The following is a 26319-nucleotide window of genomic DNA, read 5'->3' as shown; positions in this document are numbered from 1 at the left end:
CAAGGTAAGTCGCAAACGGAGCCGCCGCAGCCACGGAAGCCGGCAACGCCAATAGCCGATGATAGCCAGCAAGCCGGCTAGGCATAAGTTCGACTGGTGAAGGCCCGTTCCACGATGGTTCGTACCCGCTGCCTTGTCGCTCCATCGGAAAGCAGTATGATCCTATACCCTTTTAGTGTTTCTTCCGCTCCTTGCCTGATCAGCTTACAGAAGTTCTCATCGCGGGGGTTCAGCGTGCCTCGACTGGCCAGCGCCACTGCAATGCAGCCGCGGCATGCCCATCTTACTTCGCACGCTCGGCATACGTGATCCGCTGTCTTGGTGTTTCCACGAAGCCGCTCCACAACTCCGCTATCCCAGGTTCCATGGCGGACGTTTCCGATTCTGAACTCGGGCCGTTCGAGGAACAGCTGACATGGGTAGATGTCCCCGGCGGGAGTCACCGTCAGCGTGGCAAGCCCGGCCCCGCACCAGTATGGGGAGTTCTTCTTCGAGGCGAGGGGGAGCATGTCGAACAACCCTGATGGGTCCACCGTCTCTCGGCATGTGATCCCAGGCGCAAGACAGGTCACTCGATCCCGAACGAAAGGCGCCAGCTCATGGGCAAGACCCGGCTGGTTGGGGTCCCACGCAGGTGCGACGAGGACTACGCTGATGTCAAACGTATCCTGAAAAAACGCACGCAACGTGTCGCCAGTCCAACCCTGTGCCCGATGGGCCATGGTGAACGTCGCTTCAACTGCACGGGGTTGCGATGTTGCAGATTGCAGCCTTCGAATATTCTCAGCAACCACGCGGTAGCTACCTCCTCCATCCAGCAGAAGCCGGTGTTGATCGTTTACTTGCGCAGGTCCGTCCAGGCTTACTGTCACATGAAGCTGGAAGTGGTTCACTATCTTGTCGAATTGGTCTGGTAGGTAGGCTAGGTTGGTAACCACGCCGAGGCGGGGCTGCACAGGCAGATCCCGCCAGTTAGCATCTATGTATTCACACACGGCGAGTATCGCTGGCCAGTTGAGAAGGGGCTCCCCCCCAAAGAACTGAATCGTCCGACAGCCTCCAAACCTCTCCCGTACTACTTCCAAAGCCGCGACAGCCGTCTGCGCTGACATCAAGCTGGGGCCGTGTCCGTAGTCCCCTCCTCTCGCATAACAGTATGAACACCGCATATTGCAGATATGCGAGACATTGAGGGAAAGCTTGCCGAGAGGCGCTGGCACGCGCCCCGCCGGCTCCTCGTTCGTTGGCGCTGAATCGCCCTGAAGGCGCAGCAGCAATGCCGAGATGTCGTTTTCCGAGCAGCGGGCCTCAGCCGCCAGCTTTGCATACGGCGCACCTTCCATTACCCCCTCGAGTATCTCGGCAACCCTGCTCTCGACCTCAAGGAAGCGCAGACTTTCGGTGTCGAAGACGATGAACCGCCCCTCACCCGGCGCTGGCCAGATCCGCCACCTCTCTGCCACTTGATTCCCCCCCTGCAACAGCCGAGCCACCGCTTCCTTACGGTGGCCTCGGCTCGTCCTGTGGCTACTGCGGCTTCTCGCAAGCCCCACAGAGGATGTAGCCGCAGCCAAGTGCCAGTTCCCCGATTAAGTCCGGCAGCGCTTTCAATTCCTCCACTGTCAGCTCTTGCACATCAAACACCATACTTCACCTCCTTCACACATTGGAGTTAAGAATGATATAGTATCCGAAAGCCTGAACCCGCGATCAACCACCAAGTTGAACGATTCCGTTCGTCTTGGCGAACGACGGCGTTCGCCGAGGCGAATGTAGGTAGAGGGCGAAGAGCAGTCTGGAACAAGGGTCCTTCCGCGAGCAGGACATTCGTCAGCTGAGCTGGCGCAGGTGCTCCAGGTCCGAGAGGAAGACCCTCGGCCACACAACTTCGATCAACCCCTTGGCACGCAGCAGCTGGAGTTCCTTGCAGGTCGCTTGTCGGCTTGCTCCGATCATCTCCGCCAGGTCGCGGAGCGAAAGCGGGATGTCGATCCGCACCCCACCTCCCTCCGCTGCCCCGTGCTCCTCCCCGAGTTCCAGGAGCACCCGCACCAGGCGTTGCCGGGTGCCGGCGTAGGCGAGATCCACCAGCCTCGTTGCCAGATGACGCTGTGTCTCTTCGAACCGCTGGTGGACCTGGAAGAGCAACTCAGGATACCGCCGACCAAGATCCAGGACGTGCTCTCTTGCGACAAACCCGATGGTGCAATGGGCTACGGCCGTCACAGAGAAACCGTGAGGTTCAGATAGCGACGCCTCAAGGAGCTCGCCCGAGCCGTAGAAACGCAGGTGCAGCCTCTTCCCTTTCTCTGTGCTCACGGTGAGCCTGGCTCGCCCGTGGCACAGGATCGCCCACCCCGTGGAGAGAGTCCCCTCGTGGATGATCGTCCCTCCCCTCTCGAAACGGACCCACTGGACGCGTGACGCTGAGCTCGCGAGGACTTCGGGTTCCACTGCCGATAGGACACACCTGGAGCGGGACACACAGGAGGTGCAAGTGAAGGGCTTCGCGTTCGGATCGGTCATCCTGCGCGGTCACCTCCTATGGCCGACCTATCGTTCGGTCTATTATTTAGTAAGATCATAATAGTCAAGTCAGAACAAGAGTCAACTCAGAACAAGGAACCTCGTCCAACCAGATCATTCCTCGAACAAGTCCCGACTCGGCTCCGTCCCGCTGGTTGCCGAGGAGAGTCTCTTGTGGGCAGGCGCGAAGCTCCCTATACTGCCGCCGATCATCCATGCGCATCTTCTCAGGCATCCAGCCAACAGGGGAGCTCCACATCGGGAACTACTTCGGGGCGATCGAGCGCTGGGTCGAGCTCCAGCAGGGGAACGACTGCATCTACTGCATCGTGGATTACCACGCCCTCACCAACGAGGACACGGTGCCCGCCGAGCTCCGCACGGCGCGACGGGAGCTCGCCCTCGACCTCGTCGCGTGCGGGATCGACCCTGAGCGGTCTGTCCTCTATGTCCAGTCCGCCGTCCCAGAGCACACGGAGCTGTGCTGGATCCTGGGCTGTGTCGCCTCCTACGGGGACCTGACCCGGATGACCCAGTTCAAAGAGAAGGCCGCGGAGCAGGAGTTCATCAACGGTGGCCTGTTCTACTATCCGGTCCTCCAGGCAGCGGACATCCTCCTCTACCGCGCCGACCACGTCCCGGTGGGGGAGGACCAGGTCCAGCACCTGGAGGAGGCGCGGCGGATCGCGCGGCGGTTCAACTTCCGGTTCGGGGGAACATTCCCCGAGCCGGAGCCGATCCTCGGTGAGGGGGCGCGGATCATGTCCCTCGCCGATCCGGAGCGGAAGATGAGCAAGTCCGCCGGGCCCGACCACTACATCGGCCTCATGGAGCCGGAGGAAAGCATCCGCAAGAAGGTCCGCTCGGCGGTGACTGACGTCGGGCTCACCCCGGGCCAGGGGATGTCCCCCGGTGTCGCCAACCTGTTCTCCCTGCTTGAACTCGTGGCCCCACAGGAGGTGGTGGAGGCGTTCCGCCGCGACCACAAGGTGGGGAAGCTCCTCTACCGCGACCTCAAGGAGGCCCTCTTCACCCACCTCATGGCCGCCTTGCGCCCGGTCCGGGAGCGCCGCCGCGAGCTCGCCGCCCGCGGAGATGTGGACGAAATCCTCGCCCACGGCGCCCAGCGGGCGCAGGCGATCGCTCGGGAGACGATGCGCGAGGTGCGAGCCCGGGTGGGACTCGACTAGCCGCGGAGCTCGGTCGGCACGCTCTTCTGAAGTTCGGGGAGGAGCGCCCGCAACGTGTCTGAAGAGAGAGCTGGTCGGCCCCGCCACTCCTCGTCCACAAGCCGCTTCCCATCTGGAACGAAGAACGGTTGCAGCACGTAGCGCCGGGCACCCCTGATCCCGTGAGCGATGGAGAACAGGTCGTCTGGAGCGAGCCCGGGAGCGACCGTGGTGCGGAACTCGTAGTCCGGGGCGCGCTCCCGAACGAGAGCGACCGACTCCCGAACCAGCGTGACGACGTCGGGGACAGGCTCCGACGCTACATGGGGCAGGGGGAGAAGGCCCGTGAACTCGGGGTACCGCGCGAACGGCGCCTTGACGTCGAGGGCCACGTAGTCCACGAGCCCGTCTCCGAGCAAGGAGCGAAGGACGGCGGGACGGGTCCCGTTCGTGTCGAGCTTGACGCGGAGGCCGAGCTCCTTCACCTCCCTGAGGAGGAGGGGAAGGTCGCGGTGGAGGGCCGGTTCGCCCCCGGTGACGACGAGCCCGTCGAGGAACCGCGCCCTCTCGGTCAGGGCTGCGACCACCTCCTCCAGGGGAAGGCGGGGGAGGCCGTGCGCCAACCCAGGCAGGACGAGCTCAGCGTTGTAGCAGAACGGGCAGCGGAGGTTGCAGCCCACCGTCCACACCACCGCGCTCACCTTCCCCGGGTAGTCGAGGAGGGAGAGGGGTTGGAGATGGGCGATCTCCACAGCTAGCCGGTTCGGTCGTCCGCGGGGGCGAGCCGGAACACTTTCCGATCCGCAAATTCGGCCTGCTTGCCGATGTTCCATTGCTCGACCGGCCGCAGGTACCCCACCACGCGCGAGTAGACCTCCGCCTTCACCCGTTCCGCCTCCGGGATGACGGTCCCATCGTCTAGGATCAGGTTCCCCTGTTCATCTTCACGGTACGTGGACACAGACGCCTCCTTGGGCCTTCTGATGGCGCACGATGAGCTCCTCGTCGCACTGGGGGCAATAGCGCTTCTCACCGGGGAGGTACCCGTGGTGGGGGCACACGGAGAAGGTGGGGGTGAGGGTGAGGTAGGGGATGCGGAAGTTCGTGAGCACCTTCACCACGAACGACTTCACCGACTCGGGCGAGGGGAGCCGCTCCCCGAGCCAGGCGTGGAACACGGTCCCCCCCGTGTACAGGGCCTGCAGCTCTTCCTGGAGCTGCAGGGCGCGGAACAGGTCATCGGTGAAGTCCACCGGGAGCTGGGACGAGTTCGTGTAGTAGGGGGCCGCTCCCTTCTCCCGCACAGCGCGGTCGTTGGCGACCCGGATCCCGGGGTGCCTCCTCTGATCGAGCATCGCCAACCGGTACGCTGTCCCCTCGGCGGGGGTCGCCTCAAGGTTCCACAGGTGCCCGGTCGCCTCTTGGAACTGAACGAGGGTCTCGCGCACAAACTCGAGGGTGCAGCGCGCGAACCGGATCCCTTCCTCGTGGGCGAGGTTGACCCCGAGGAGGTTGAGGGCCGCCTCGTTCATCCCGATCACGCCGATCGTGGAGAAATGGTTCGCCCAGTACTCGCCTGTCTCCTGTTTGATCGAGGACAGGTAGAACTTGGAGTACGGGTACAGCCCCTGGTCCGTGAGCCGCTCCAGGAGCTTGCGCTTGATGATGAGCGAGCGGCCGGCGGCCTGCAGCAACCCGCGCAGCCGATCGAAGAACTCGCCCTCGTTCCGCGCGAGGAATGCCAGCCGCGGCAGGTTCAAGGTCACAACCCCGATCGAGCCGGTGAGGGGGTTCGACCCGAACAACCCTCCCCCCCGCCGGCGCAGCTCGCGCACGTCGAGCCTGAGCCGACAGCACATGCTGCGCGCGTCCTCCGGCTTCATGTCCGAGGAGAGGAAGTTCGCGAAGTAGGGGATCCCGTACTTGGCTGTCATCTCCCACAACGGGACGAGGTCCGGGTCGTCCCACGGGAAGTCACCCGTTACGTTGTAGGTGGGGATGGGGAACGTAAACACCCGGCCCCGGGCATCGCCGGCCGCCATCACTTCGGCCAGGGCGCGGTTGAACATCCCCATCTCCCGCCCGAACTCGGCGTAGGTCCCGAACTCCTTGCCCTCAACGAGGGCGGGGAGGCCCGCCAGGTGCGGCGGCGGCCGGAGGTCGAGGGTCACGTTGGTGAACGGGGTCTGGAACCCGACACGGGTGGGAACGTTCAGGTTGTACACGAACTCCTGAACGGCCTGCTTCACCTCCGAATAGGATAGGCCATCGGCGGCGATGAACGGGGCGAGGAGGGTATCCACGCCGGAGAACGCCTGCGCCCCCGCTGCCTCGCCCTGCAGGGTGTAGAGGAAGTTCACCGCCTGCATCAACGCCACCCGGAAGTGCTTGGGGGGCCGCGACTCCACCTTGCCCCGCGCCCCGCGGAACCCAAGCCGGAGGAGATCCGCGAGGTCCCACCCCACACAATACGGACCGAGCGTGCCGAGGTCGTGGATATGGAAGTCCCCCTCGACATGCGCCCTCCGGATCGGCTCCGGGTAGACCTTCGTGAGCCAGTACTGGCCAATGATCTTCTCGGTGAGGAACACGTTCAGGCCCTGGAGGGAGAACGCCATGTTCGAATTCTCCCGTACCCGCCAGTCCTGGCCGTTGAGGTAGCTCCCCACGAGCTCGGGATCTACGAGCTCCTTGATCTCCCGGAGCTGCTTGTGCTGGTGACGGTAGACGATGTACGCCCGCGCCGCGTCGGGGAGCCCGGCCGCCATGAGGACCTCTTCCACCGCGTCTTGGATCTCCTCAACGTGGGGGGGACCGAACAGGGGGCCGAACCGACCGGAGAGCATCTGCTCGACGCGGGCTGCGAGTTGGGCCGCGAGGTCCGCGTCGCCGCGCCCCACCTCGCCGAGGGCACGCCCGATGGCGGACGCGATCTTCTCTCGCTCGAATGGGACAACGCTCCCATCGCGCTTCCGTACCTGTTCGATCACCCGAGGTCCTCCTCGCGAACGTAACCGGCGTTACCTTAGCCACGATCCCCCGGGGCGGCAAGAGGACCTTCGTCCTGCCCTTGCACCGCGGGGAGGGAAGGGCTACCATGCGCCCTGGCATTCGCTAGCTAAGGAGGAGATCCACCATTCCAGTCAAACGCTCGGCCAAACGTGAGGAGCGCAAGAGCGCGACCCGGCGTCGGCGCAACGATGCGCGCCGAAGTGCGGTTCGGTACTGGCGAAGAAAGGTCCAGAAGCTCACGGAGGCGGGACAGGTGGATGAAGCCCGTGCGTCCCTCCCCCAGCTCCAGAAGGCGGTGGACAAGGCGGCCGCACGCGGCGTGATCCACCCCAACCGGGCAGCGCGGATGAAGGCCCGGCTCGCCAAGTCCCTCGACCAGTCGTGACCGAGGGATCTCCATGACCCACTTCGACTTCCTCGGCAAATCGAAGTACTTCCTCGCGCTGTCTACGCTCCTTGTGGTGGCAAGCATCGTGGCTCTGGTCACCGTGGGGCTTCGTCTCGGGATGGACTTCACAGGCGGCCTCCAACTGACCGTGTTCTACCCGACGGACACGACCCTCTCCGATCAGGCGGTGCGGGCCTATCTGGAGCCTCTTCTTGCCGACGTCACCCCTGCCCCCAACCTTAGTGTCCAGTCCGTGACCGGAGCGCGCACCTCGCCGGGCGAGGGCACGGTGTCGGTCCCCGGCAAGGTTATATCCCTACCGAGCGTATCGGAGGAAATATGGCAACGGGTGCGGTCCGCTCTCACAGAGCCGCCTGCTGACTCGGGGCTCCCCCAGCCGATCGAATTCAGCATCACCGAGATCGGCCCCCAAGTTTCAGGAGAGACCGTCACCCGCGCTTGGCAGGCCGTCCTCATCTCCCTGGCGGCGATGCTCCTCTACATCGCATTCCGGTTCCGACTCAAGTACGGTGTAGCGGCAGTGGTCTCCCTGATACACGACGTAATTCTCATGGTCGGGCTCTTCGCAGTGACCCAGCTCGAGTTCGACCTGACGGCAATCGCCGCCATCCTCACCGTGATCGGCTACACGCTCAACGACAAGATCGTCATCTACGATCGGGTGCGGGAGAACACGCGGATCGCGAAAAAGGCCCCCCTCATCGAGACGATGAACAAGGCGATCAACCAAACGCTCAGCCGAACGCTCACCACGGGAAGCGCAACCCTCATCGCGATCATCGTCCTCTTCATCTTTGGAGGCAGATCCCTGCAACCGTTCGCCCTCGCGATGTTGGTAGGCGTTGTGGTGGGAACCTACTCCTCTATCTTCATCGCCAACCCCGTCATCGCCTGGTGGACCTTGACCGCGGAGCGCATTCACGCGAGACGGCGCTAACGCAACCGGGCCCTCCACGCGCTTACCGACACGGAGGCGCGCGCTGACCCAGACGGGCCCACGAGGCTGGGGAGGAGGTAGGCAGTGGATGTGAAGTGGGTAACCCTCGCGATCTTCGTCGTGTGCTACGGCCTGATCCTGTGGCGCAAGGTCAAGATCTCCTACGTATCCGTCGCGTCCGCCATCTTACTCGTGGCGATCGGGGCGCTCTCCCCCCAGACCGCGCTTTTCGAAGCGATCGACTGGAACGTGATTGCCATCTACTGGGGTTTCCTCATGGTCTCGATCGTGTTCTCCGAGAGCGGCGTCCCGGCGCGGCTGGCGAACTACCTCGCGCGACGCTCGCACACGGAAGGGATGGCCCTCTTCGCCCTGTGCGTCCTAACAGCGTTCCTGTCCGCGTTCATGGAGAACGTGGGGGTCACGCTGATGATGGTCCCGATCGGGTTCGCGCTCGCCAAGGCAGCCGGGTCATCTCCCACCACGTACCTCATCGCGATCTCCTGCTCCTCAAACATCGTGACCACGGTGACGATGATCGCCGATCCGCCAGCCCTCATCCTCGCGCGGCAGACGGGGATGACGTTCTTCGACTTCTACTGGTTCCAGGGGAGGATCGGGCTGGGGCTGATCTCGATCGTGGCGGTGGCGGTGGGGTTCGTCGTCCTTTACCTGACCACGATGCGGAAGATGAAGAAGACCGTCCACGTCGAGGTGGAGAAGGTGGAGATGAGGATCCTTCCCGCCGTCCTGTTCGTGGGCGGCATCGCTGCCCTCGCGATCGCTCCCTACCTCGGGGTCCCGATCGGCTACATCGGGCTCGCGGTGGGGGTCATCGCCCTGTTGATCGAGGCGAAGGGGGCGAAGAAGGTCATCACCGAGTTCGACTGGCACTCGCTCGCCTACATCATCGGGATCTTCGTGGTCGTGGGCGCCGTGAACAATGTCGGCTTGCTGACGGACCTCGCGAACGGGATCGTGAAGCTCGGGGTCAACAGCCCGACCCTCGCCCTGGTCTTCCTCACCTGGATCTCGGTGGCCCTGTCGTCGTTCGTGGATAACGTCCCGTTTACGATGCTCATGATCCCCGTCTGCACGCACATGGCGACCGCGATCGGGATGGCCAACCCGTTCCCCCTCCTGTTCGGGATGCTCGTCGGGACCGGGCTGGGTGGGAACCTAACCCCGGTCGGGGCGACGGCGAACGTGTTCGCGTGCGGGGCCCTGGAGAAGGCGGGGCACAAGGTGCGCCTGGGGGAGTTCATGAAGATCGGCGCTCTGTTCAGCATCAGCGCGGTCGCCACCGCCCACATCCTCCTCCAGCTCCTTTGGCTGTGACCGGGCGCGGAGCGGAGGACGGGCGAGCCCCCTGAGGCCAGCTCCCGGCCGGTAGGGCAAGTGGACGAGAAGACATGAGAACGAACGATCTCCCGATCGTCCTCCGGGACGTGGGGCTCCTGGCGCTGGTGGTCGGGGCGATGGCGGTGGGGTCGTTCCCCGTGGCGGTCGTGTTCGGGGAAGGCTACGCCCTGGGGCCGCTGGGGGCGACCGCCCTCGCTTCCCTCGGGGTCTGGGCGCTCCTCTACCTCCCGTTCCGCCGGGCGCCCGAGGCACAGCTCAAGCACGGGCTCGTCGCCGCTGCGGTGGGGTGGCTCGTCGTGGCCACGCTGGGTGCGCTTCCGTTGTGGCTCGTGTCCATCGGCCCCGGTAGCGGAGTCCTCCCCTACACCGACCCAGCGAGCGCGTTCTTCGAGAGCGTATCCGGATTCACTGGCACCGGCCTCACGATGGCCCTGCGGCCGGACCTCCTCCCCCGGACCCTCCAATGGTGGCGGTCGTTCACAGAATGGGTGGGGGGGATGGGGGTGATCGTCCTCATGATCACCCTCATCGCGGGCCCCGGGATGACCGCCGCCAACCTGTACTTCGCCGAAGCCCACGGAGAGAAGATCCATCCCTCGGTGATCTCCACCGTGCGCACGATGTGGTGGATCTTCCTCCTCTACACGTTCCTCGCCATCGCGGGCCTGTGGGGGGCAGGGATGCCCCTCTGGGACGCGGTGAACCACGGCATGACCGGCATCGCTACCGGCGGGTTCTCGATCTGGCCAGACGGAATCGGGCACTACCACTCCGTGGCGATCGAGATCGTCGTGATCCTCGCCATGCTCCTGGGGGCGATCAGCTTCGTCGTCCACTACCACGTGTTGCAGCACGGCCCGCGGGTCCTCTCCTCCGACGTCCAGACGCGGGCGCTCTTGCTCCTGACCGCGGGGGGAGCGCTTCTGGTGGGGGGGATGCAGCTAGGGCGCGCCCCCATGGGCACAGCATTCCGCGAGGGGACGTTCCAGTTCGCCTCTGCCTTGACCTGCACCGGCTTCCAAACCGTCCCCCTCGACGGGTGGTCGGACATCGCAAAGCTTGTTCTGACCGTGGGAATGGTGATCGGCGGGGCAGCGGGCTCCACCGCGGGCGGGATCAAGGTGATGCGGTTCCTGTTCCTCGTGCGCGGGGCAAGCTGGCAACTCAAACGTTTGGCGCGCTCCCCCGACGCACTGATCCCGCTGCGGATAGGGCATCAAGCCCTGCCTGAGCTCACCGCGTACCGCCGCATCAGCGAAGCGGGGGTGCTGGCCATGCTGTGGATGGCGTTCCTCTTCATGGGGGTGCTCCTCGTGGGATGGTTCGTCCCCGGGTTCCGACTCGCTGACCTCCTGTTCGAGGTCGCCTCGGCCCAAGGGAACGTCGGCCTGTCGGTGGGGATCACCAACCCTGGGATGCCACTTCTGGCCAAACTCGTCCTCTGCTTCAACATGTGGGTGGGGCGGTTGGAGATCATCCCCGTCTTGATGCTCTTCCGGAGCCTCGTGTCGCGTCGGATCTGACGGTGTCGCGCTCCCTTACTCGGTAGCGGGCTCGACCACCACACGGCGGTTGGGCTCGCGGCCGACGGAGGACGTCCGTACCCCGGGGACGTCCGCGAGGGCCATGTGGACCACCCGCCGGTCGTCGGCGGGCATCGGGGCGAGCTCGATCCGGCGGCCCTCCATAACCACCTGGCCCGCCACATCCCGCGCCTTCCTCGCCAGCTCCTCGCGGTGGACGAGGAGCTCCCCGTTGACGTCTACAACGACGGGGACGTCCTGCCCGTAGTGGGATTTGAGGTACAGGCGCGCAACGCGGGAGAGGGCAGCGCGGAACGCAGCGTCGGTGGGAAGGCGTCGCACCCCACGCAGATCCACGTACACCCCCTCGCCCTCCGCCGTAGCCTCGACGTGGCCCTCTTCTCCCATCACCTGCAAGAGCCCCACGCCGAACTCCCGCGCCGCATCAAGGAGCTGGGGGGGCATCCGGTTTCGCGGTTCGCGCCGTCTCCCGAGCCATCTCGAGGTCGAAGATCATCTGCTGCCCGATCTGGAGGAGCGTGGACGCGAACCAATACAACCACAACCCGGCCGGGAAGCTCAGGAAGAGGAGGGCCATCACGATCGGCAACACCCACCCGACCATCTGGGCCCCACCCTTTGGCTGCTCCGGCATCCGCCGCTGGGTCAGCCACTGCTGGACGAGCTGGGCTCCGGTAGCGAGGACGATCATGATGTAGTAGGGATCAGGTTGGGAGAGATCGGAAAGCCAGAGGAACGCCGGCGAGAGGTGGATCTGCTCCGCCGAGTACATGATCGCCTGCCAGAGAAGGATCAGGATCGGGAACTGCAGGAGGAGGGGGAGGCACCCTCCCAGAGGGTTCACCTTCTCCTGGCGGTAGAGCTCCATCATCTGCTGCTGAAGGGTCTGGCGGTCATCCTTGTACTTCTCCTGGAGCTTTTGAAGCTTCGGTGCCAGGCGCTGCATCTTCGCCATCGAGCGGTACTGGTTGCGCATGAGGGGATAGATGATGATGCGCGTGATGAGGGTGAAGAGGAGGATCGCCCACCCGTAGTTCCCGGTCAAATGGTAGAGCCACTCGAAGAACTTCATCACCCACACCAGGAACTGGGAGAAGAAGCCCACCGGAGCGACGGCGGCGAGGCCCGCCTTCTCGAGGAGCACGTACCGGTTGCGGCCCGTGTAGAGGGTGCCCCGGAGGAGGATCTCGCCCGTTCCTTCGACGCCGAACACGGGATGGCCGGACTCGTTCACCGCAAAGAACGGGACCGCATCTCCCTCAGCGAGGCGGAGGAAGTACACCCGATCCTTGCCCACAAGGCCCAGGCCCTGGAACTGGGCATAGCTCCCGGGGGCGAGCGGGGCATTGGAGGTCTTTCCATCGTAGAGGAAGACGAGGTCGGGGACTCCGCTCCCAGTCGGGCGGTGACCGACGATGACGCGGATCTTCTCCCCGGGCGCGCGGATGTGGAGGTCCACGTCCATCGTGTACAGGTCATCCCACCCCACCCGAAAGGCCTTCTCCGCACGCAAGCCCTCTCCCTCGTAGGCGATGCGAACCACCGCCTCCTCCGGCGTGGGCTGGGTCGTTTCAATCGTGTAGGCCCGAAGATCGGCGTCCTCCTCACCGAGCCAGACCTCGAACGGGAGGCTGACCCCATACGCCAACGTCGGCTGGGCACCGCTTCCCCAACCGGGAACAGCGTCGAGGGGGGTCGAGCCGTAGGACGCGAAGTGAACGAACGCGCTCTTCATGGTCCCGCCCGCCGCGGAAAACGTGTAGCGGAGGAGGCTCGTCGTGACCTGGACGATCTCCGTCCCCTCCTCGACCGAACGCCGGATCTCCACCGGCTCAGAGGCAGCGAAGACGGGACACGCGATCGTCGCCAGGATGCTGAGGACAAGGATGCACACGCGCATAACCTTGCGACTTTACCGGGGAGAGCTTCCCGCCACAACATGCCTTGGGACAACCCCCTGCCGGACGTACACTCCCCCCGCGATGTTCACCGGCATCGTGCGTTCCGTGGGCCGGGTGGGGGAGCGCTCCCCTCACCACCTCGTCGTCCAGGCCGGGGAGCTCGCCCTCCCTCGCGGGGCGAGCCTCGCCGTGAACGGGGTCTGCCTGACCGTAACCGAGGCGAACGCCGGGCGGGCGGTGATGGACCTGTCGGCAGAGACGGTCCGCCGCACCACGCTCGGCGACCTCCGCCCAGGGGATCCGGTGAACCTCGAACCGGCCCTCCGTGTGGGAGAAGAGCTCGGGGGGCACCTCCTCCTCGGCCACGTGGACACGGTGGGGAAGGTCGCCTGGATCGAGCGGCGGGGGGAAGAAGTCGTGGTGGAAATCGCGTTCGACCCCCGGTTCGACCTCCTCCTCGCCGACAAGGGATCGGTGGGGGTAGACGGGATCAGCCTGACCCCGTTCGCTGTGGGGGAGGGCACGTTCCGGTGCGCGATCGTCCCCTACACGTGGCACCAGACAAACCTCTCCCACCGCCGGGGGGGGGAGCGGGTGAACCTGGAGTTCGACGTCCTGGCGAAATACGTGCGGACGTGGAGGGAGAGGTGAAACTGGCGACAGTCGAAGAAGCAGTGGAAGCGCTCCGTGCGGGGCGGATGATCATCGTCGTGGACGACGAGGACCGGGAGAACGAGGGCGACCTCGTGCTGGCGGCGGAGAAGGCGACCCCGGACGCGATCAACTTCATGCTCCGCGAGGGGCGGGGACTCCTGTGTGTGCCCCTGCCCCGGGAGCGGGCAAAACGGCTTGAGCTCAGGCCGATGATCGAGCCCCCCGAGGACAGCCACGAGACGACGTTCACGATCTCCGTAGACGCACGGCGGGGCGTCTCCACCGGGATCTCCGCCGCCGACCGGGCGCGGACGGTCCTCACCCTCGCCGACCCCACCACCGGGCCCGAGGACCTGACCCGCCCCGGGCACGTGTTCCCCCTCATCGCCCGGGAAGGGGGCGTCCTGCGCCGGGCCGGGCACACCGAGGCCACCGTGGACCTGTGTCGCCTGGCCGGCCTCCAGCCGGTGGGGGTGATCTGCGAGATCATGAACGAGGACGGGACGATGGCGCGCCTGCCCGATCTCCTGGCGTTCGCCGAGCGGCACGGCCTCCCCATCCTCACCATCGCCGACCTCATCTCCCACCGCAAACAGCGGGAGAAGCTCGTGGAAAGGGTTTGCGAGGCAGAGCTGCCGACGCGATACGGGCATTTCAGGATCGTCACGTTCCGCGATATCCTCACCGGCCAGGAGCACGTCGCCCTCACCAAGGGCGACCTGAGCGGGGACGAGCCTCCCCTCGTGCGGGTCCACTCGGAGTGCCTGACCGGGGACGCGCTGGGGTCGCTCCGCTGCGATTGCGGTGACCAGCTCCGCACCGCGCTGCAGATGGTCGAGGGTGAGGGGCGCGGGGTCGTCCTCTACATGCGCCAGGAGGGGCGGGGGATCGGCCTCCTGGGCAAGCTGTGCGCCTACCAGCTCCAGGACCAGGGCCTGGACACGGTGGAGGCGAACCTGCGGCTGGGGTACCCGGCGGACCTGCGCGAGTACGGGATCGGGGCCCAGATCCTCGTGGACCTTGGACTGAAGCGGATCCGGCTGCTCACCAACAACCCGCGCAAGGTGGCCGGCCTGTCCGGGTACGGGCTCACGATCGTGGACACCGTGCCGATCGAGATCGAACCCAACCCGTACAACCTGCGCTACCTCAAGGCGAAGAAAGAGAAACTCGGGCACAAGCTCGATAAGGTGTAGCGCGAAGGAGGAACCGATGGCTGCGTACGAAGGGAAGCTCGATGGAAAGGGGATCAAGGTCGGGATCGCCGTATCCCGGTTCAACGACCTCGTGACGAAGGAGCTCCTCGACGGGGCGCTCGACCGGTTGCGCCGGCTGGGGGTGGCAGAGAAGGACATCACGGTGGCGTGGGTGCCGGGGGCATTCGAGCTCCCTCGGGCGGCTCAGGTGCTCGGGGCATCGGGGCAGTTCCACGGCGTCATCGCCCTCGCCGCGGTGGTGCGGGGGGCGACCCCCCACTTCGAGTACGTGGCGGCCGAGGCGGCAAAGGGGATCGCCAAACTCAACCTCGACCTCCCCATCCCGGTGGCGTTCGGGGTCCTCACCGCCGACACAATGGACCAGGCCCTGGAGCGGGCGGGGGGAAAGGTGGGGAACAAGGGCGCCCAGGCCGCGGAGGCCCTCGTCGAGATGATCAACCTGGAGCGGGCGATCGGAAGATGAAGGTGGAGAGCGTGCGCGGAATGCGGGACATCCTCCCCGAGGAAGCCCCGCGGTGGCAGAAGCTGGAACAGGAGATCCGCGCCGCGTTCGCCCTCTACGGGTACGGCGAGATCCGCGTCCCCCTCGTGGAGCGGGCCGAGCTCTTCTCGCGGGGGGTCGGGGAGGAGACTGAGGTCGTGGAGAAGCAGATGTACGTGTTCCCCGACCGGAAGGGGCTGCCGCTCGCCCTGCGGCCCGAGGCGACGGCATCCGTGGTGAGAGCCTACATCGAGCACGGGCTGCACGCCACGGGCGACCTCGCCAAGCTCTACTACCTTGGGCCGATGTTCCGCTATGAGAAGCCCCAGCTCGGGCGCCAGCGCCAGTTCCACCAGTACGGGGTTGAGGCGATCGGGTCGCTCGATCCCGCCCTCGACGCCGAGGTGATGGATGTCGCTGCGTATTTAATGGAGAAGCTGGGGCTCGATCGGAAGAGGCTGACCCTTCGCCTCAACACGATCGGCTGCCGCAAGGATCGGGAGCCGTATCGGGAGGCGCTGCGGCGCCACTTCCTCCCGCAGCAAGCGGACCTCTGTCCGGACTGTCGGCGGCGATTAGAGGAGAACCCACTGCGGATCCTCGACTGTAAGCAGCCGCAGTGCCAATCCGCGATCGCCGCTGCCCCCAAAAGCCTAGACCACGTCTGCGAAGCCTGTCGGGAGCACTTCACCCAAGTCCAGGAGTTCGTGCAGGCGCTCGGCATTCGCTACACCCTGGATCCCACCCTGGTCCGGGGGCTCGACTACTACACGCGGACGGTATTCGAGCTCTGCGCGGAGGATTTGGGGGCCCAGGATGCCCTCCTCGGCGGGGGGCGCTATGACGACCTCGTGGAACTCCTCGGCGGCCCTCCCGCCCCGGCGGTGGGGTTCGCCGGCGGGATGGAGCGCCTGGTGCTCGTCCTCTCCGGCCAAGGAGCCCCTCCCGGCGCGGCGGAGCCTGCCCTCGAGGTGTACCTCGTCCCGATCGGCAGCGACGCGAAGCGCGAGGGAGCGAAGCTCCTCGCAAGCCTGCGCCGACATGGGATCTCAGCGGACACTGACTACATGGGGCGATCCCTGCGCAAGACGATGCAGATCGCTGGCCGCAGCGCGCGCTATGCGGCGATCCTAGGGCCCGACGAACTCGCCCGGGGAGAGATCAAGCTCAAGGATCTCGCTTCCGGAGAAGAGAAGGCGATCGGCCTCGCCCAGTTCACCGCCGACCCGCACACCTTCATCGGCTGACTTGCTGAAGCAAGCTCAGGCAGAAGACCCTAGCCACACTGCTGAGCACGCAGAGGACGCCGAGATCGCGAGCTTCCTTCCCGCGTCCTCGATCCGCGCCGCCCAGGAGAGGACGTCCGGGTAGACGTCCACGCCGGAGAGGCTCGTCCGCCCGTCCTCATCGTCCGTCATCCGCTCGGGAGGTGGGCGAAGCGGCGGGCCGGGTATACTTCTCCCATGACCAAGAAGCTGCCCCGATGGGATCTTTCGCCCCTCTTCCCGAGCCTCGACTCCCGTGAGTTCCAGGCAGCGTGGAACGACGTCGAGGCCCGCCTCCACACCCTGGAGCCCCTCTTCGACCGCCACGAGGTTGGCCCGCGGCCGATGCGCGACGGCGACCGCGCCGCGTTCCAGGAGATCACAGCCGCGATTAACGGGATGATGGAAGCGTTCCTCCCCGTGCGGGCGTTCGTGTCCGCCCACGTGGATACGGACAGCACAAACCAGGCTGCCCAGGCAAAGCTCTCGGAGCTCCAGAAGATGTTCCTCGCCTACGAGCGCCTCCGGCCCCGCCTCACGGCGTGGCTGGCGCGGCTCGACCCGGAGGCGATCGGCGCTGGCCCGTACAAGCTCATGCTCGACGAGGCCCGCGTCCAGGCCGAGCATATGATGAGCGAGCGTGAGGAGATCCTCGCTTCCGAGCTCCGCCTCTCCGGGGGGAGCGCGTGGACGAAGCTCCACGGGAACGTCTCCAGCCTCATCACGGCCACCGTGGGGGGGAAGGAACTCCCCATCACCGCGGTCCGCAACCTCGCCCACAGCCTAGACCCCCGGGTCCGCAAGGAGGCGTACGATGCAGAGATCGCGGCCTGGAAGGCGCACGAGGTGCCGCTCTCTGCAGCGTTGAACGGGGTCAAGGGCGAGGCCTCCACCCTCAACCGGAAGCGCCGGTGGCGCGATGACTTGGAACCAGCTCTCGTCCGGAACCGGATCTCCCCCCAGGCCCTCGGGGCGATGCAGGATGCGGTCGTGGCGAGCTTCCCCATCTGGAAGCGCTACTTCCGCGCCAAGGCCCGCCTCCTCGGGAAGGCGGTGCTCGACTGGTGGGACCTCGCCGCCCCGGTGGGGAAGGGCGAGAAACGCTGGACGTGGGACGAGGGAGCGTCGTTCATCGTGGGCCAGCTCCGCACCTTCTCGGCGTCGGATGCCACGGTGGCCGAGATCGCGTTCCGCGAGAACTGGATCGATGCCGAGCCTCGGGTGGGAAAGCGCGGTGGGGCGTACTGCATGTCCATCGGGGGAGGGAAGAGCCGCATCCTCGCCAATTTCGAAGAGAGCTTCGACTCCGTGTCCACGATCGCCCACGAACTCGGGCACGCCTACCACAACCACTGCCTGCGAGAGAGGCCGCCGCTCCTCAGGACGTACCCGATGACCTTGGCCGAGACAGCGAGCATCATGAACGAGACGATCGTCGTCCAGGCTGCGCTGCTTGCCCTGTCGGAAAAAGAACAGCTCCCGATCCTCGAGACCGACCTCCAGGGGGCAGCCCAGGTGGTGGTGGACATCCACTCCCGGTTCCTGTTCGAGAAGGCGGTGTTCGAGAATCGGGCGAGCCGCGAACTCTCCGCGGCGGAATTCTGCTCGCTCATGGTGGAGGCGCAGAAGGTGACGTACGGCGATGCGTTGGCCACCTACCACCCCTACATGTGGGCCGTGAAGCCGCACTACTACGGGACCGACTTCTACAACTTCCCGTACACGTTCGGGCTCCTGTTCGGGCTCGCCCTGTACCAGAAGTACCTCGCGGAGGGAGAAGCGTTCGTGGCCCGCTACGACGACCTCCTCGCCTCGGTCGGGATCTACCCCGCCGCGGAGCTCGCCGGTCGGTTCGGGTTCGATCTCGAAGCGCGATCGTTCTGGGAGGGGGGGCTCGCCATCCTCGGGGAGCGCGTGGCGCGGTTCGAGCAGCTCGCCTCTAGTCCACAGTGAGGGTCTTGCTCAGGTTGCGGGGGTAATCGGGGTCGAGCCCGCGGGCCACGCTCAGCCGGTAGGCAAGGAGTTGCAGGGGGACCACGGCGAGGAGAGGGTTGAAAAGCGGCCCCGCCGGGGGAAGAACGACGAGGTCGTGGGCGTTGGCCCGCAGCCGCGGGTCCTCTTCCCCGATCGCGATCGCCCACCCGCCGCGGCACGTGACCTCGTTCACCCCGCTCACGATCCGCGCCACGTCCTCCGGCCCCGCCACGAAGATCACCGGGTACCCGTCGGTCACCGCCGACAGGGGGCCGTGCTTGAATTCGGTGGAGAGCATCCCCTCACAGTGGGCGTAGGTGACCTCCTTCATCTTCAGCGCCCCCTCGAGGGCAATGGGGTAGGTCAGCCCGTACCCGAGGCAGTACAGGTCATCGTGCCGCGCGAGGGACTCGGCGAGGCCCGCTACAGCTACCTCCGCCGCGCCGATCGTCTCCTCGATCAGGCCCGGGAGCGTGTGGAGCATCGCGGTGGAATGGCCGCCCATCCTCAGGGCGAGGTACAGGAACGCGAGCGCCTGGTTGAGGAACGTCTTCGTCGCCGGGACACTGATCTCGTAGCCGCAGGCCAAGGGGAGGTAGGCACGGCTCTCCCGCATCAGGGTCGAGCCGATGACGTTGATGAGGGCGAGGGGCTCCAGTCCACGCCCGCGTGCTGCCTCCAGGGCGAGGAGGACATCCTTCGTCTCCCCACTTTGGCTCACGAACACCCCCACGTCGTCTCGCCCCACTGCCGGCACGTACTGGGGGACGAACTGGGGGGCGAGGACGGGGATCGCCGGCCGGCCCGCCAGGCGCGCGATGTACGTCGCCCCAAGCAGGCACGCGTGGTAGCTCGTCCCACACCCGACCAGGTACAGGTTCCGTGCCGCCTTCATCCGCTCCACCAGCGGCGCCACATGGGGGGAAGCGTCGTAGAGGTGGAGCATCTCCCCCGCCCGCCGCGGCTGCTCGTGGATCTCCTTGAGCATGAAGTGCGCGAACCCGCCCTTCTGCGCTTCCTCCATCGTCTCCGTGATCGCCTCCACCTCCCGCTCGATCCGGCGCCCATCCTCGACCCGCCGCAGCTCGATCCGCCCCGGCTCGAGGATCACGATCTCCCCATCCTCGACCCTCACGATGCGCCGGGTGAGGGGGAGGAGCGAGGGGAGGTCGGAGGACACCACGGAGATCCCATCAGTGACCCCGGCGACGAGCCCGGATCCCTTCTTGAACGCGTAGAGCCGGTTCTCCCCCACCCGCCCAATCACGAACGCGTAATCCCCCGCGAGGTCGTGGTACGCGTGGCGGATCGCATCGAGCATCGAGAAGCCCTGGTCCACGTACCGCTCGACGGCGTGGACGCATGTCTCGCCATCGTTCGTGGAGCGAACGACCATCCCTTGGCCGATGAACGCCTCTCGCAGCTCAACGTTGTTCACGACGTTCCCGTTGTGAGCGCCAACGAGGTCGCCGTCCGAGTCGAGGTGGGGCTGGGCATTGGCCTGAGACGGAGCCCCGAACGTGGCCCAGCGGAGCTGGACGATCCCCCGCGTCCCGCGCATCTCGTGGAAAGCGAGGCGGCGGGCGACGTCCTCGATCCTCCCCACATCCTTGCGCAGGTCAACCTGGCCGTCGGAGGTCAGGGTGGCGCACCCGACGGAGTCGTACCCGCGGTAGGAGAGGCGCTTCCCCGCCTCGACGAGGAGCGGACCCAAGGCCTCGTCCTTGCCCGTCACGATGCCGAAGATGCCGCACACCCTACACCCCTGGCCGCCCGCAGCGGGGAGGATTGGGTTCGTGGTTCACAGCTCACATTCTACTGCCCGTGATCCGCAGCCGCATCCGGCACGTCCCGGGGCACGTGCCCCCCACTCCCGGTTGTGCGGCGCGGGGGTGGGGCTATCCTTGTGAGCGGCAGAAGCCCACTGAACGAGGGAGGTTTCGATGAACCAGAGGATCCGAGTGCGTAGCGCTGTGGTGCTATTCTCGTGTCTTTTGTGTGCAGTTGGGCCGTCCATCGCCTTCGCCCAGGGAACGGGCGAGGTCGCGGTAGGGGCGACGTTGGCCGGCTCGCCGGTGGATGTGCGGGTGGTGGCCCGCACGGATGGCGAAGTGGCAGGGATCTTCTACAGCTCTGTCGTCGCCCCGGGGAGCGCCCGGTTCTCCCTCCCCGCCGGGGCCTACACCCTGGTCGTCGAGCACGGGGCTGGCTTCGCGCGGGGGGCGGAGGTGCGGGAGATCACCGTCCAGGCCGGGGAAGAAGTCCGGGTGGAGGTCGAGTTCCCGCAGGGGTTCTCTCCTTCCCAGGCGTGGGGCTACTACGGGGTGGACCTCCACGCTCACTCCAACGCGAGCTTCGATGCCTCCACCCCCCCCGACGAGCTCATCGCCGTGCAGCTGGCCGCGGGCCTCGACATCGGGTTCCTGAGCGACCACAACACCGGCGACGGGCACGCCCCGTTCGCCTCCGCCGCCAAGAAGCGCGGGTTCCCGGTGATCCTCGGAGTCGAGATCACCGCCTTCCGCTGGCACTGGACAGCGTACCCGGTCGATCCCTACGTTCCACAGATCCCGCCAATGGTGTGGATGGGCGTGGGATCCCCTGCCCCCACCTTCGCCGAGGCCCGCCTCCACGGGGCCCAGTTCATCCAGGTCGCTCACCCCTACTGGTCGGGGGCGCCCTACTTCGAGGCCCTGGGACGGGACTTCTTCGACCCGAACTTCGACCTCATCGAGATCGCCAACAGCGAGTTCGATGAAGAGGATCAGCGCGCCGTCGAACAGCTGTTCGCGTTCTGGAACGAAGGGAAGCGCTACGTGGCCGTGGCAGGGAGCGATGCCCACCATTGGCAGGATCCCACCCACATCTACGGCCGCCCCCGCACCTACGTGTACGTGGAGGGCGAGCTCACCGTGGAGAAGTGGCTCGCGGCGCTGGGGAAGGGACGGGCGTTCGCCACCTACGGCCCCCTCGTGGACTTCACCGCCCAGGGCGGGGCCGCCCGACCGGGGGACACCGTCGTCCTCGCCAGGGGGGAGGAGATCCGGCTCCAAGCCGAGCTGTTCGTCGCCCCGCGCGAGGCACCGCGGGGCCTCGCGCTCGCTCAGGTGATCAAGAACGGTGAAGTGGTGCGCGATTTCCCGCTCGACGGGAGGGCGGAGGCCACGGTCACCTTCGCCGATGCCCCCACCCCGGGGAGCTGGTACGTGGTGCGGGTCGTGGCCACGGATGGAGACCAGGCGTACACGAACCCGATCTGGGTCGAGGTCCGCTAGCAGCTACCCCAGCTCGACGATCGTGACCCCATCGCCGCCCTCGGCGGGGGGGGCGAGGTGAAACCGCTTCACGTACGGGGCGCGGCGGAGGTAGCCGTGGAGGGCCTCCCGCAGCGCGCCCGTCCCCTTGCCGTGGACGATGCGGCCCGTGGACACCCCGGCCCGCAACAGGCGATCGAGCCAGGCCTCGACCTCGCGTTCGGCCTCGGATACGGAGAGCCCGCGCACGGAGAGCTCCAGGCTCACCTCCCTCACCGGCCCGAGGGTGGGCACGGGTGCCCGCGGTACGGGCACGCTTTCGGCGGGTTCGAGCGCCTCGGGGGGGAGCTCGACCCTCCGCCCGCGCACCTCGACCCCGACCCGGTCCCCGTCCACCCACAGCACGGTGCCCACCTTCCCCGTCGCGCGCACGCGCACGACCATCCCCTCCCTCACCGCGAGGGGGCGGTGGACGGGGCCAGGAGCCGCCGGGACCTCAGCCGCGATCTCCTCCACCCGCTTGAGAACAGCCCTCCGCTCCTCGGCCGAACCGGCGGCGCGGGCCTGGGCGATGAGCGCCGAGAGTTCCTTGCGCGCAGCGCGGATCTCCCCCTCCAGCCGCGCCAGTTCCTGGCCAATGGCCTCCGTCTTCTTCTCCTGGAGGGCGAGGAGCCTCTTCTCATAGTCCGCCCGCAGCTTTCTCAGAGTTTCCCGCTCCAGCTCAAGGTTCGCCCGCAGTCGGCGGGCCGCCCCCCGCTCCCGCTCGAGCTCGGCGATGATCTCCTCGGCGCGGATCTCGCCTGACGTGAACACGCCGCGCGCCCGCTCGATGAGCTCTCGGGGGAGCCCGAGGCGATCCGCGATCTCGAGGGCACACGACCGCCCCGGCACCCCCTCCTGGACGCGGTAGGTGGGGGAGAGGGTCTCCAGGTCGAACTCCATCGAGCAAGAGAGGACGCCGGGATGGGACACGGAGAAGTGCTTGAGGGGGGTGAGGTGGGTCGCCACCGCTGCGGTGGCCCCGATCTCGAGGATCCGCTCCAGGATCGCCAGGCCGAGCGCAGCCCCCTCCTGAGGATCGGTCCCTGCCCCCAGCTCGTCGAGGAGGACGAGGGACCGTTCATCGACGTCGCAGAGGATCCCCACGATGTTCGTCATGTGGGAGGAGAAGGTGGACAGGCTCTGTTCGATCGACTGCTCCTCCCCGATGTCCGACCGCACCTTGGGGAACACGGAGAGCACGGTCCGCGACGAGGCGGGGATCGGGATCCCGCTCTGGGCCATCACCGTAAGGAGGCCGATCGTCTTCAGGAGGACGGTCTTCCCGCCCGTGTTGGGGCCGGTGATCACCGCCACCCGCTTCGTCCCCCCGAACGCGATCGAGACCGGCACCGCCCGGTCCCCGAGGAGGGGGTGGCGGGCCTCCACGAGCTCGATCCGCCCATCCTCGACGAGGGTCGGCAGCGCTCCCCGCACCGCCTGGCCGTACCGCGCCCGGGCGTACAGGCCATCCAGCCGGGCCACGGTCGCCAGGTCGCGCCGCAGGTGGCCCTCCTCCTCGAGGAGCATCCCCGTGAGCTCGGCCAGGATTCGGTGCACCTCGCGCTCGATCTCGTCATCGGCCTCCCGCAGCCGGTTGTTGAGCTCAACCGCCGCCGCCGGCTCGGCGAACAGGGTCTGGCCGCTCGCCGACATCTCGTGGACCACCACCGATGCCCCCCGCGCCCCGGCCTTGAGCGGGACCACGAACCTCCCGCCGCGCTGGGTCACCACCGGCTCCTGGACGAGGTCGCGGTTATGGTCCAGGTATCGGCGGAGGAGGTCGGTGATCCGGTCCACAAGCCCCCGCCGCTCCCGATAGAGGTCCCGCAGCTTAGGCGTCGCGTCCTGTCGCACCTCCCCCCGCTCATCCACGGCTCGCCAGACCGCGCGGAGGAGATCGGTCTGGTCGGAGATCCTCTCTCCCAAAGCCTTGAGCCCGAGGAGCCGCGATCCGGCCAGGGCCTGCCGCACCTCACCGCACGCGGTCAAGGTGGCGGCGACGGTCAGGAACCGGTCCGGGGGCAGGGCCCCGTGATCGCGGGCCGCGGCGAGGAGCGGGGAGAGATCGTGGATTCCCCCGAGAGAGAACCCCGCGCGGATGGCCTCCTCCATCTCCCCGACGAGGGCGAACTCCCGCTCCAGGGCGGCCCGGTCGGACCGCGGGGAGAGGGCGCGCACCGCCTCGGCCCCGAGCGTGGAAGCGGCGAACGCCGCCACCCCGTCGAGGACCTTCCCCAGCTCGAGGTCCCGCCCGGTGCGGGGGTTCACGACCTCGGAGATCACATCATCCGACGCAGAGGAGACCATCATCGGTACTATATCCGGTCCGTCCCGAGCTCCGCTAGAAGGGGACTCAGCCGGTCACTACAATCAGAGGACATGCCCGCCAACCTGAGCCCCGCCTTCCTCGCTGCCCGGGACCGCCTCAACCGGTCCAAGACGGATGAGGAGCGACTGGACGCGCTCCAGGAGATGCTCGCCACCATCCCCAAGCACAAGGGGACGGAGAAGATGCAGGCTGACATCCGGCGGCGGATCGCTAAGCTGAAGGAGAAGGCAGAACAACAGCGGCGATCCGGCAAGGGAGGTGCGGTCGGCTACCACGTGCCGCGGGAGGGGGCGGCTCAGGTGGCCCTCGTTGGCGTCCCCAACGCCGGGAAGTCGTCCCTCCTCGCCGCCCTGACCCGGGCCACCCCGGACATCGCCCCCTACCCGCTGACCACCGTCCGGCCGCAGCCGGGGATGATGGAGTTTGAGGACATCCAGATCCAGCTCGTGGACCTCCCACCGATCACCCGGGACTACACCGAGGGATGGGTGTACGGGCTGATCCGCCTCGCAGACACGGTGGCGCTGTGCGTGGACCTGGGGAGCCCTGGCTGGCAGCGCGAGACGGAGGAAGCGATCGCCCTCCTCGCCGCGCACCACACCCTGCTCACGAAGGGCGCGAGCCGGCAGGTGGACTGGCGGGTCGTGGAGCGGCAGACGGTCGCCCTCGGGCTCAAGGCCGACCTCGGACGCGATCGCATCCCAGCGTTCCTCGCCTGGGCCGACGGCCGGTACCCAGCCGCGGTCGCCTCCACCGCGACCGGAGAGGGGCTGGAGGAAGTGCGGGTCCTCATCTTTCGCCATTCGGGGGTGGTGCGGGTGTACACGAAGAAGCCGGGCCACCCCCCCGACCTATCGAAACCGTACACGATCAGGGAGGGAGCAACGGTGCTGAACGTCGTCGAGCAGATTCACAAGGACTTCGTGAGCCGGCTGCGCTACGTGCGCCTGTGGGGCTCGGGCCGGTTCGAGGGCCAGCATGCCCCGCAGGATCACGTGGTTCAGGACAAGGACATCGTGGAGATCCACCTCTCATGACTGACCCCGTGCGCCTGGCCCAAGAACTGGTACGTATCCCAAGCCCATCGGGGATGGAAGGAGAGGTGGCCGAGCGACTGATCCAGGTCCTGAAAGGGTTCTGCGAGGTCGAGCGCGGGCCGTTGGGATCGGTCGTGGCGAGGATCTCCCGTGGGGAGGGCCCGACGGTGATGGTGGAGGGGCACCTCGACACGGTGCCGGGGGGGGAGAGCGGAGGATGGACCAGGGGGCCGTTCTCCGGGGAGATCGCGGACGGGAGGCTGTGGGGACGAGGGGCCGCGGACATGAAGGGGGCGATCGCAGCCCAGGTCGCGGCCGCAGCCACCCTCTCCCAGGAGATCGAGGGAACTCTCCTCCTCGTCTACGTGCCCCACGAGGAAACCGCGGAAGGGGTCGTCCTGGCGCGGGTCCTCGACCAGGTCGAACGGCCGGACCTCGTGGTGCTGAGCGAGCCGACCGACCTCCGCCTGGGGATCGGCCACCGCGGCCGGGCGGTGATCCGGCTGGAGGCCCACGGCCGCGCGTCCCACGCCGCGATGCCGCACCTCGGGGACAACGCGATCGTGCGGATGGTGGAAACGCTTCCCCTCACGTTCGACGCCCTGTTCCCCGACGACCCCCTCCTCGGCGAGGAGACAGCAACACCGGTGGCGATCGGGACGCCGTCCGATGGCCCGGTCGTCCCCGACCGGTGCTGGGTTCTCATCGACCGCCGCATCTCCCGCGACGAGACGCCGGCGTCCGTCCTCGCCGCGTACGAAGGGCTCGAGGTCGAGGCGAAGATCGAGCGCCTGGAGCTCGTCGCCTACACGGGGGAGAAATTCGGGGCGGAGTGCTTCTTCCCCGCGTGGTGGATGAACCCCGAGCAGCCGTGGGCCCGCCGGGCCTGGGAGGGACTGGGTTCGCCGCCGATGCGCGTGTGGCGGTTCTCGACCGATGGCGTGGAGTCGTGCGCCCGGCGGGGGATCCCCACCGTCGGCTACGGCCCGGGGGACGAATCCCTCGCCCACCAGACCGACGAGCACGTTCCCGTGGCCGACCTGGAACGAGCAGCCAATGCCTACCGCCGGCTCCTGCGATCGCTCCTTGTCCCGGGGAGCCAGGAGAGGAAGCCCCTCCAGGCCGCACGTCGGGAGGAACGACGGGGTCGCAGCAGGCATCGCCGGTAGCTCGGGCCCAGCGGCTCACCGCACGTCGGGAGCGGCG

Annotated in this window: 21 protein-coding genes and 1 pseudogene; 13 read left to right on the top strand and 9 right to left on the bottom strand. The window is 66.9% G+C overall.

The genetic code is table 11. From position 1 onward, the window contains the following. Positions 1-77: 77 nt before the first annotated feature. Both BARAN1_RS01060 and BARAN1_RS01055 read right to left on the bottom strand, forming a co-directional pair. Positions 78-1463, bottom strand: coding sequence for a radical SAM/SPASM domain-containing protein (locus BARAN1_RS01060; protein WP_162297728.1), 1386 nt, complete (start codon positions 1461-1463; stop codon positions 78-80). Between the two features lie 367 nt (positions 1464-1830). Then, positions 1831-2454 carry a Crp/Fnr family transcriptional regulator gene (locus tag BARAN1_RS01055; protein ID WP_162297727.1) on the bottom strand — a complete coding sequence of 208 codons (624 nt, stop codon included), beginning with the start codon at positions 2452-2454 and terminating at the stop codon, positions 1831-1833. Between the two features lie 287 nt (positions 2455-2741). On the opposite strand from BARAN1_RS01055, the gene trpS reads away from it, so the two are divergent. Next, positions 2742-3716, top strand: coding sequence for a tryptophan--tRNA ligase (gene trpS, locus BARAN1_RS01050; RefSeq protein WP_122030496.1), 975 nt, complete (start codon positions 2742-2744; stop codon positions 3714-3716). Here the strand turns inward: trpS and BARAN1_RS01045 are convergent. Both BARAN1_RS01045 and BARAN1_RS01035 read right to left on the bottom strand, forming a co-directional pair. Then, complete coding sequence (locus tag BARAN1_RS01045; RefSeq protein WP_157959355.1) at positions 3713-4447, bottom strand: anaerobic ribonucleoside-triphosphate reductase activating protein; 735 nt, start codon at positions 4445-4447, stop codon at positions 3713-3715. The two genes, trpS and BARAN1_RS01045, sit on opposite strands and share 4 nt — an antisense overlap. Positions 4448-4449: 2 nt before the next feature. Then, positions 4450-6685 (bottom strand): annotated as a pseudogene (locus tag BARAN1_RS01035) (ribonucleoside triphosphate reductase). A gap of 146 nt (positions 6686-6831) precedes the next feature. Between BARAN1_RS01035 and rpsT the strand changes: the two are divergent. From rpsT to BARAN1_RS01015, 4 genes are all read left to right on the top strand, one after another. Beyond that, positions 6832-7092, top strand: coding sequence for a 30S ribosomal protein S20 (gene rpsT / locus BARAN1_RS01030; RefSeq protein WP_122030492.1), 261 nt, complete (start codon positions 6832-6834; stop codon positions 7090-7092). A gap of 13 nt (positions 7093-7105) precedes the next feature. Next, positions 7106-8053 (top strand): protein translocase subunit SecF, encoded by a 948-nt coding sequence (gene secF, locus BARAN1_RS01025; protein WP_122030491.1) that lies wholly within the window; start codon positions 7106-7108, stop codon positions 8051-8053. Positions 8054-8137: 84 nt separating this feature from the next. Then, the gene (locus BARAN1_RS01020; protein WP_122030490.1) at positions 8138-9391 is read left to right on the top strand and encodes an ArsB/NhaD family transporter; all 1254 of its coding nucleotides are present in this window, start codon (positions 8138-8140) and stop codon (positions 9389-9391) included. A gap of 74 nt (positions 9392-9465) precedes the next feature. After that, positions 9466-10938, top strand: a complete 1473-nt coding sequence (locus tag BARAN1_RS01015) for a TrkH family potassium uptake protein (RefSeq protein WP_122030489.1) — start codon at positions 9466-9468, stop codon at positions 10936-10938. A 15-nt stretch (positions 10939-10953) separates the two neighbouring features. Here the strand turns inward: BARAN1_RS01015 and BARAN1_RS01010 are convergent, their stop codons facing one another. After that, on the bottom strand, positions 10954-11403 hold the full coding sequence (locus BARAN1_RS01010) for a Jag family protein (protein ID WP_122030488.1): 450 nt from the start codon (positions 11401-11403) through the stop codon (positions 10954-10956). After that, positions 11384-12853, bottom strand: a complete 1470-nt coding sequence (locus BARAN1_RS01005; RefSeq protein WP_157959353.1) for a YidC/Oxa1 family membrane protein insertase — start codon at positions 12851-12853, stop codon at positions 11384-11386. Before BARAN1_RS01005 ends, BARAN1_RS01010 begins: the two co-directional genes overlap by 20 nt. A gap of 88 nt (positions 12854-12941) precedes the next feature. Between BARAN1_RS01005 and BARAN1_RS06605 the strand changes: the two genes are divergently transcribed. Genes BARAN1_RS06605 through hisS form a run of 4 tightly spaced genes read left to right on the top strand, consistent with a single transcriptional unit; the run spans position 12942 to position 16459 of the window. Then, positions 12942-13511, top strand: coding sequence for a riboflavin synthase (locus BARAN1_RS06605; RefSeq protein WP_157959352.1), 570 nt, complete (start codon positions 12942-12944; stop codon positions 13509-13511). Then, a complete protein-coding gene (locus BARAN1_RS00995; RefSeq protein WP_122031733.1) occupies positions 13508-14710 on the top strand; it encodes a bifunctional 3,4-dihydroxy-2-butanone-4-phosphate synthase/GTP cyclohydrolase II in 1203 nt (400 codons plus the stop codon). The genes BARAN1_RS06605 and BARAN1_RS00995 overlap by 4 nt, the downstream gene beginning before the upstream one ends. 16 nt (positions 14711-14726) lie before the next feature. Then, on the top strand, positions 14727-15194 hold the full coding sequence (ribH, locus tag BARAN1_RS00990; RefSeq protein ID WP_122030486.1) for a 6,7-dimethyl-8-ribityllumazine synthase: 468 nt from the start codon (positions 14727-14729) through the stop codon (positions 15192-15194). Next, positions 15191-16459 carry a histidine--tRNA ligase gene (gene hisS, locus BARAN1_RS00985; RefSeq protein ID WP_122030485.1) on the top strand — a complete coding sequence of 423 codons (1269 nt, stop codon included), beginning with the start codon at positions 15191-15193 and terminating at the stop codon, positions 16457-16459. The genes ribH and hisS overlap by 4 nt, the downstream gene beginning before the upstream one ends. Positions 16460-16474: 15 nt before the next feature. Here hisS and BARAN1_RS06475 read toward each other — a convergent pair whose 3' ends face one another. After that, positions 16475-16630 carry a hypothetical protein gene (locus tag BARAN1_RS06475; protein ID WP_157959351.1) on the bottom strand — a complete coding sequence of 52 codons (156 nt, stop codon included), beginning with the start codon at positions 16628-16630 and terminating at the stop codon, positions 16475-16477. A gap of 45 nt (positions 16631-16675) precedes the next feature. Between BARAN1_RS06475 and BARAN1_RS00980 the strand changes: the two genes are divergently transcribed. After that, positions 16676-18430 (top strand): M3 family oligoendopeptidase, encoded by a 1755-nt coding sequence (locus BARAN1_RS00980; protein WP_122030484.1) that lies wholly within the window; start codon positions 16676-16678, stop codon positions 18428-18430. Here BARAN1_RS00980 and glmS read toward each other — a convergent pair. Further along, on the bottom strand, positions 18417-20207 hold the full coding sequence (glmS, locus tag BARAN1_RS00975; protein ID WP_157959350.1) for a glutamine--fructose-6-phosphate transaminase (isomerizing): 1791 nt from the start codon (positions 20205-20207) through the stop codon (positions 18417-18419). The two genes, BARAN1_RS00980 and glmS, sit on opposite strands and share 14 nt — an antisense overlap. A gap of 205 nt (positions 20208-20412) precedes the next feature. Here glmS and BARAN1_RS00970 point away from each other — a divergent pair, with 205 nt between their 5' ends. Then, a complete protein-coding gene (locus BARAN1_RS00970; protein ID WP_157959349.1) occupies positions 20413-21726 on the top strand; it encodes a CehA/McbA family metallohydrolase in 1314 nt (437 codons plus the stop codon). Positions 21727-21729: 3 nt separating this feature from the next. Here the strand turns inward: BARAN1_RS00970 and BARAN1_RS00965 are convergent, their stop codons facing one another. Beyond that, entirely contained in the window at positions 21730-24057 is a 2328-nt protein-coding gene (locus tag BARAN1_RS00965; RefSeq protein WP_122030481.1) for an endonuclease MutS2, read from the bottom strand. A gap of 69 nt (positions 24058-24126) precedes the next feature. On the opposite strand from BARAN1_RS00965, the gene BARAN1_RS00960 reads away from it, so the two are divergent. Together BARAN1_RS00960 and BARAN1_RS00955 are read left to right on the top strand one after the other, a co-directional pair. Further along, entirely contained in the window at positions 24127-25113 is a 987-nt protein-coding gene (locus BARAN1_RS00960; protein WP_122030480.1) for a GTPase, read from the top strand. 65 nt (positions 25114-25178) lie between these two features. After that, positions 25179-26282: a M20/M25/M40 family metallo-hydrolase gene (locus BARAN1_RS00955; RefSeq protein ID WP_157959348.1), complete on the top strand. Its 1104-nt coding sequence runs from the start codon at positions 25179-25181 to the stop codon at positions 26280-26282. Positions 26283-26319 lie beyond the last annotated feature (37 nt).

Source organism: Candidatus Bipolaricaulis anaerobius, assembly GCF_900465355.1.
Classification (GTDB): Bacteria; Bipolaricaulota; Bipolaricaulia; order Bipolaricaulales; family Bipolaricaulaceae; genus Bipolaricaulis; species Bipolaricaulis anaerobius.
Note: the sequence above shows the minus strand (reverse complement) of the source record. Positions and strands in the feature narration are given on the sequence as shown.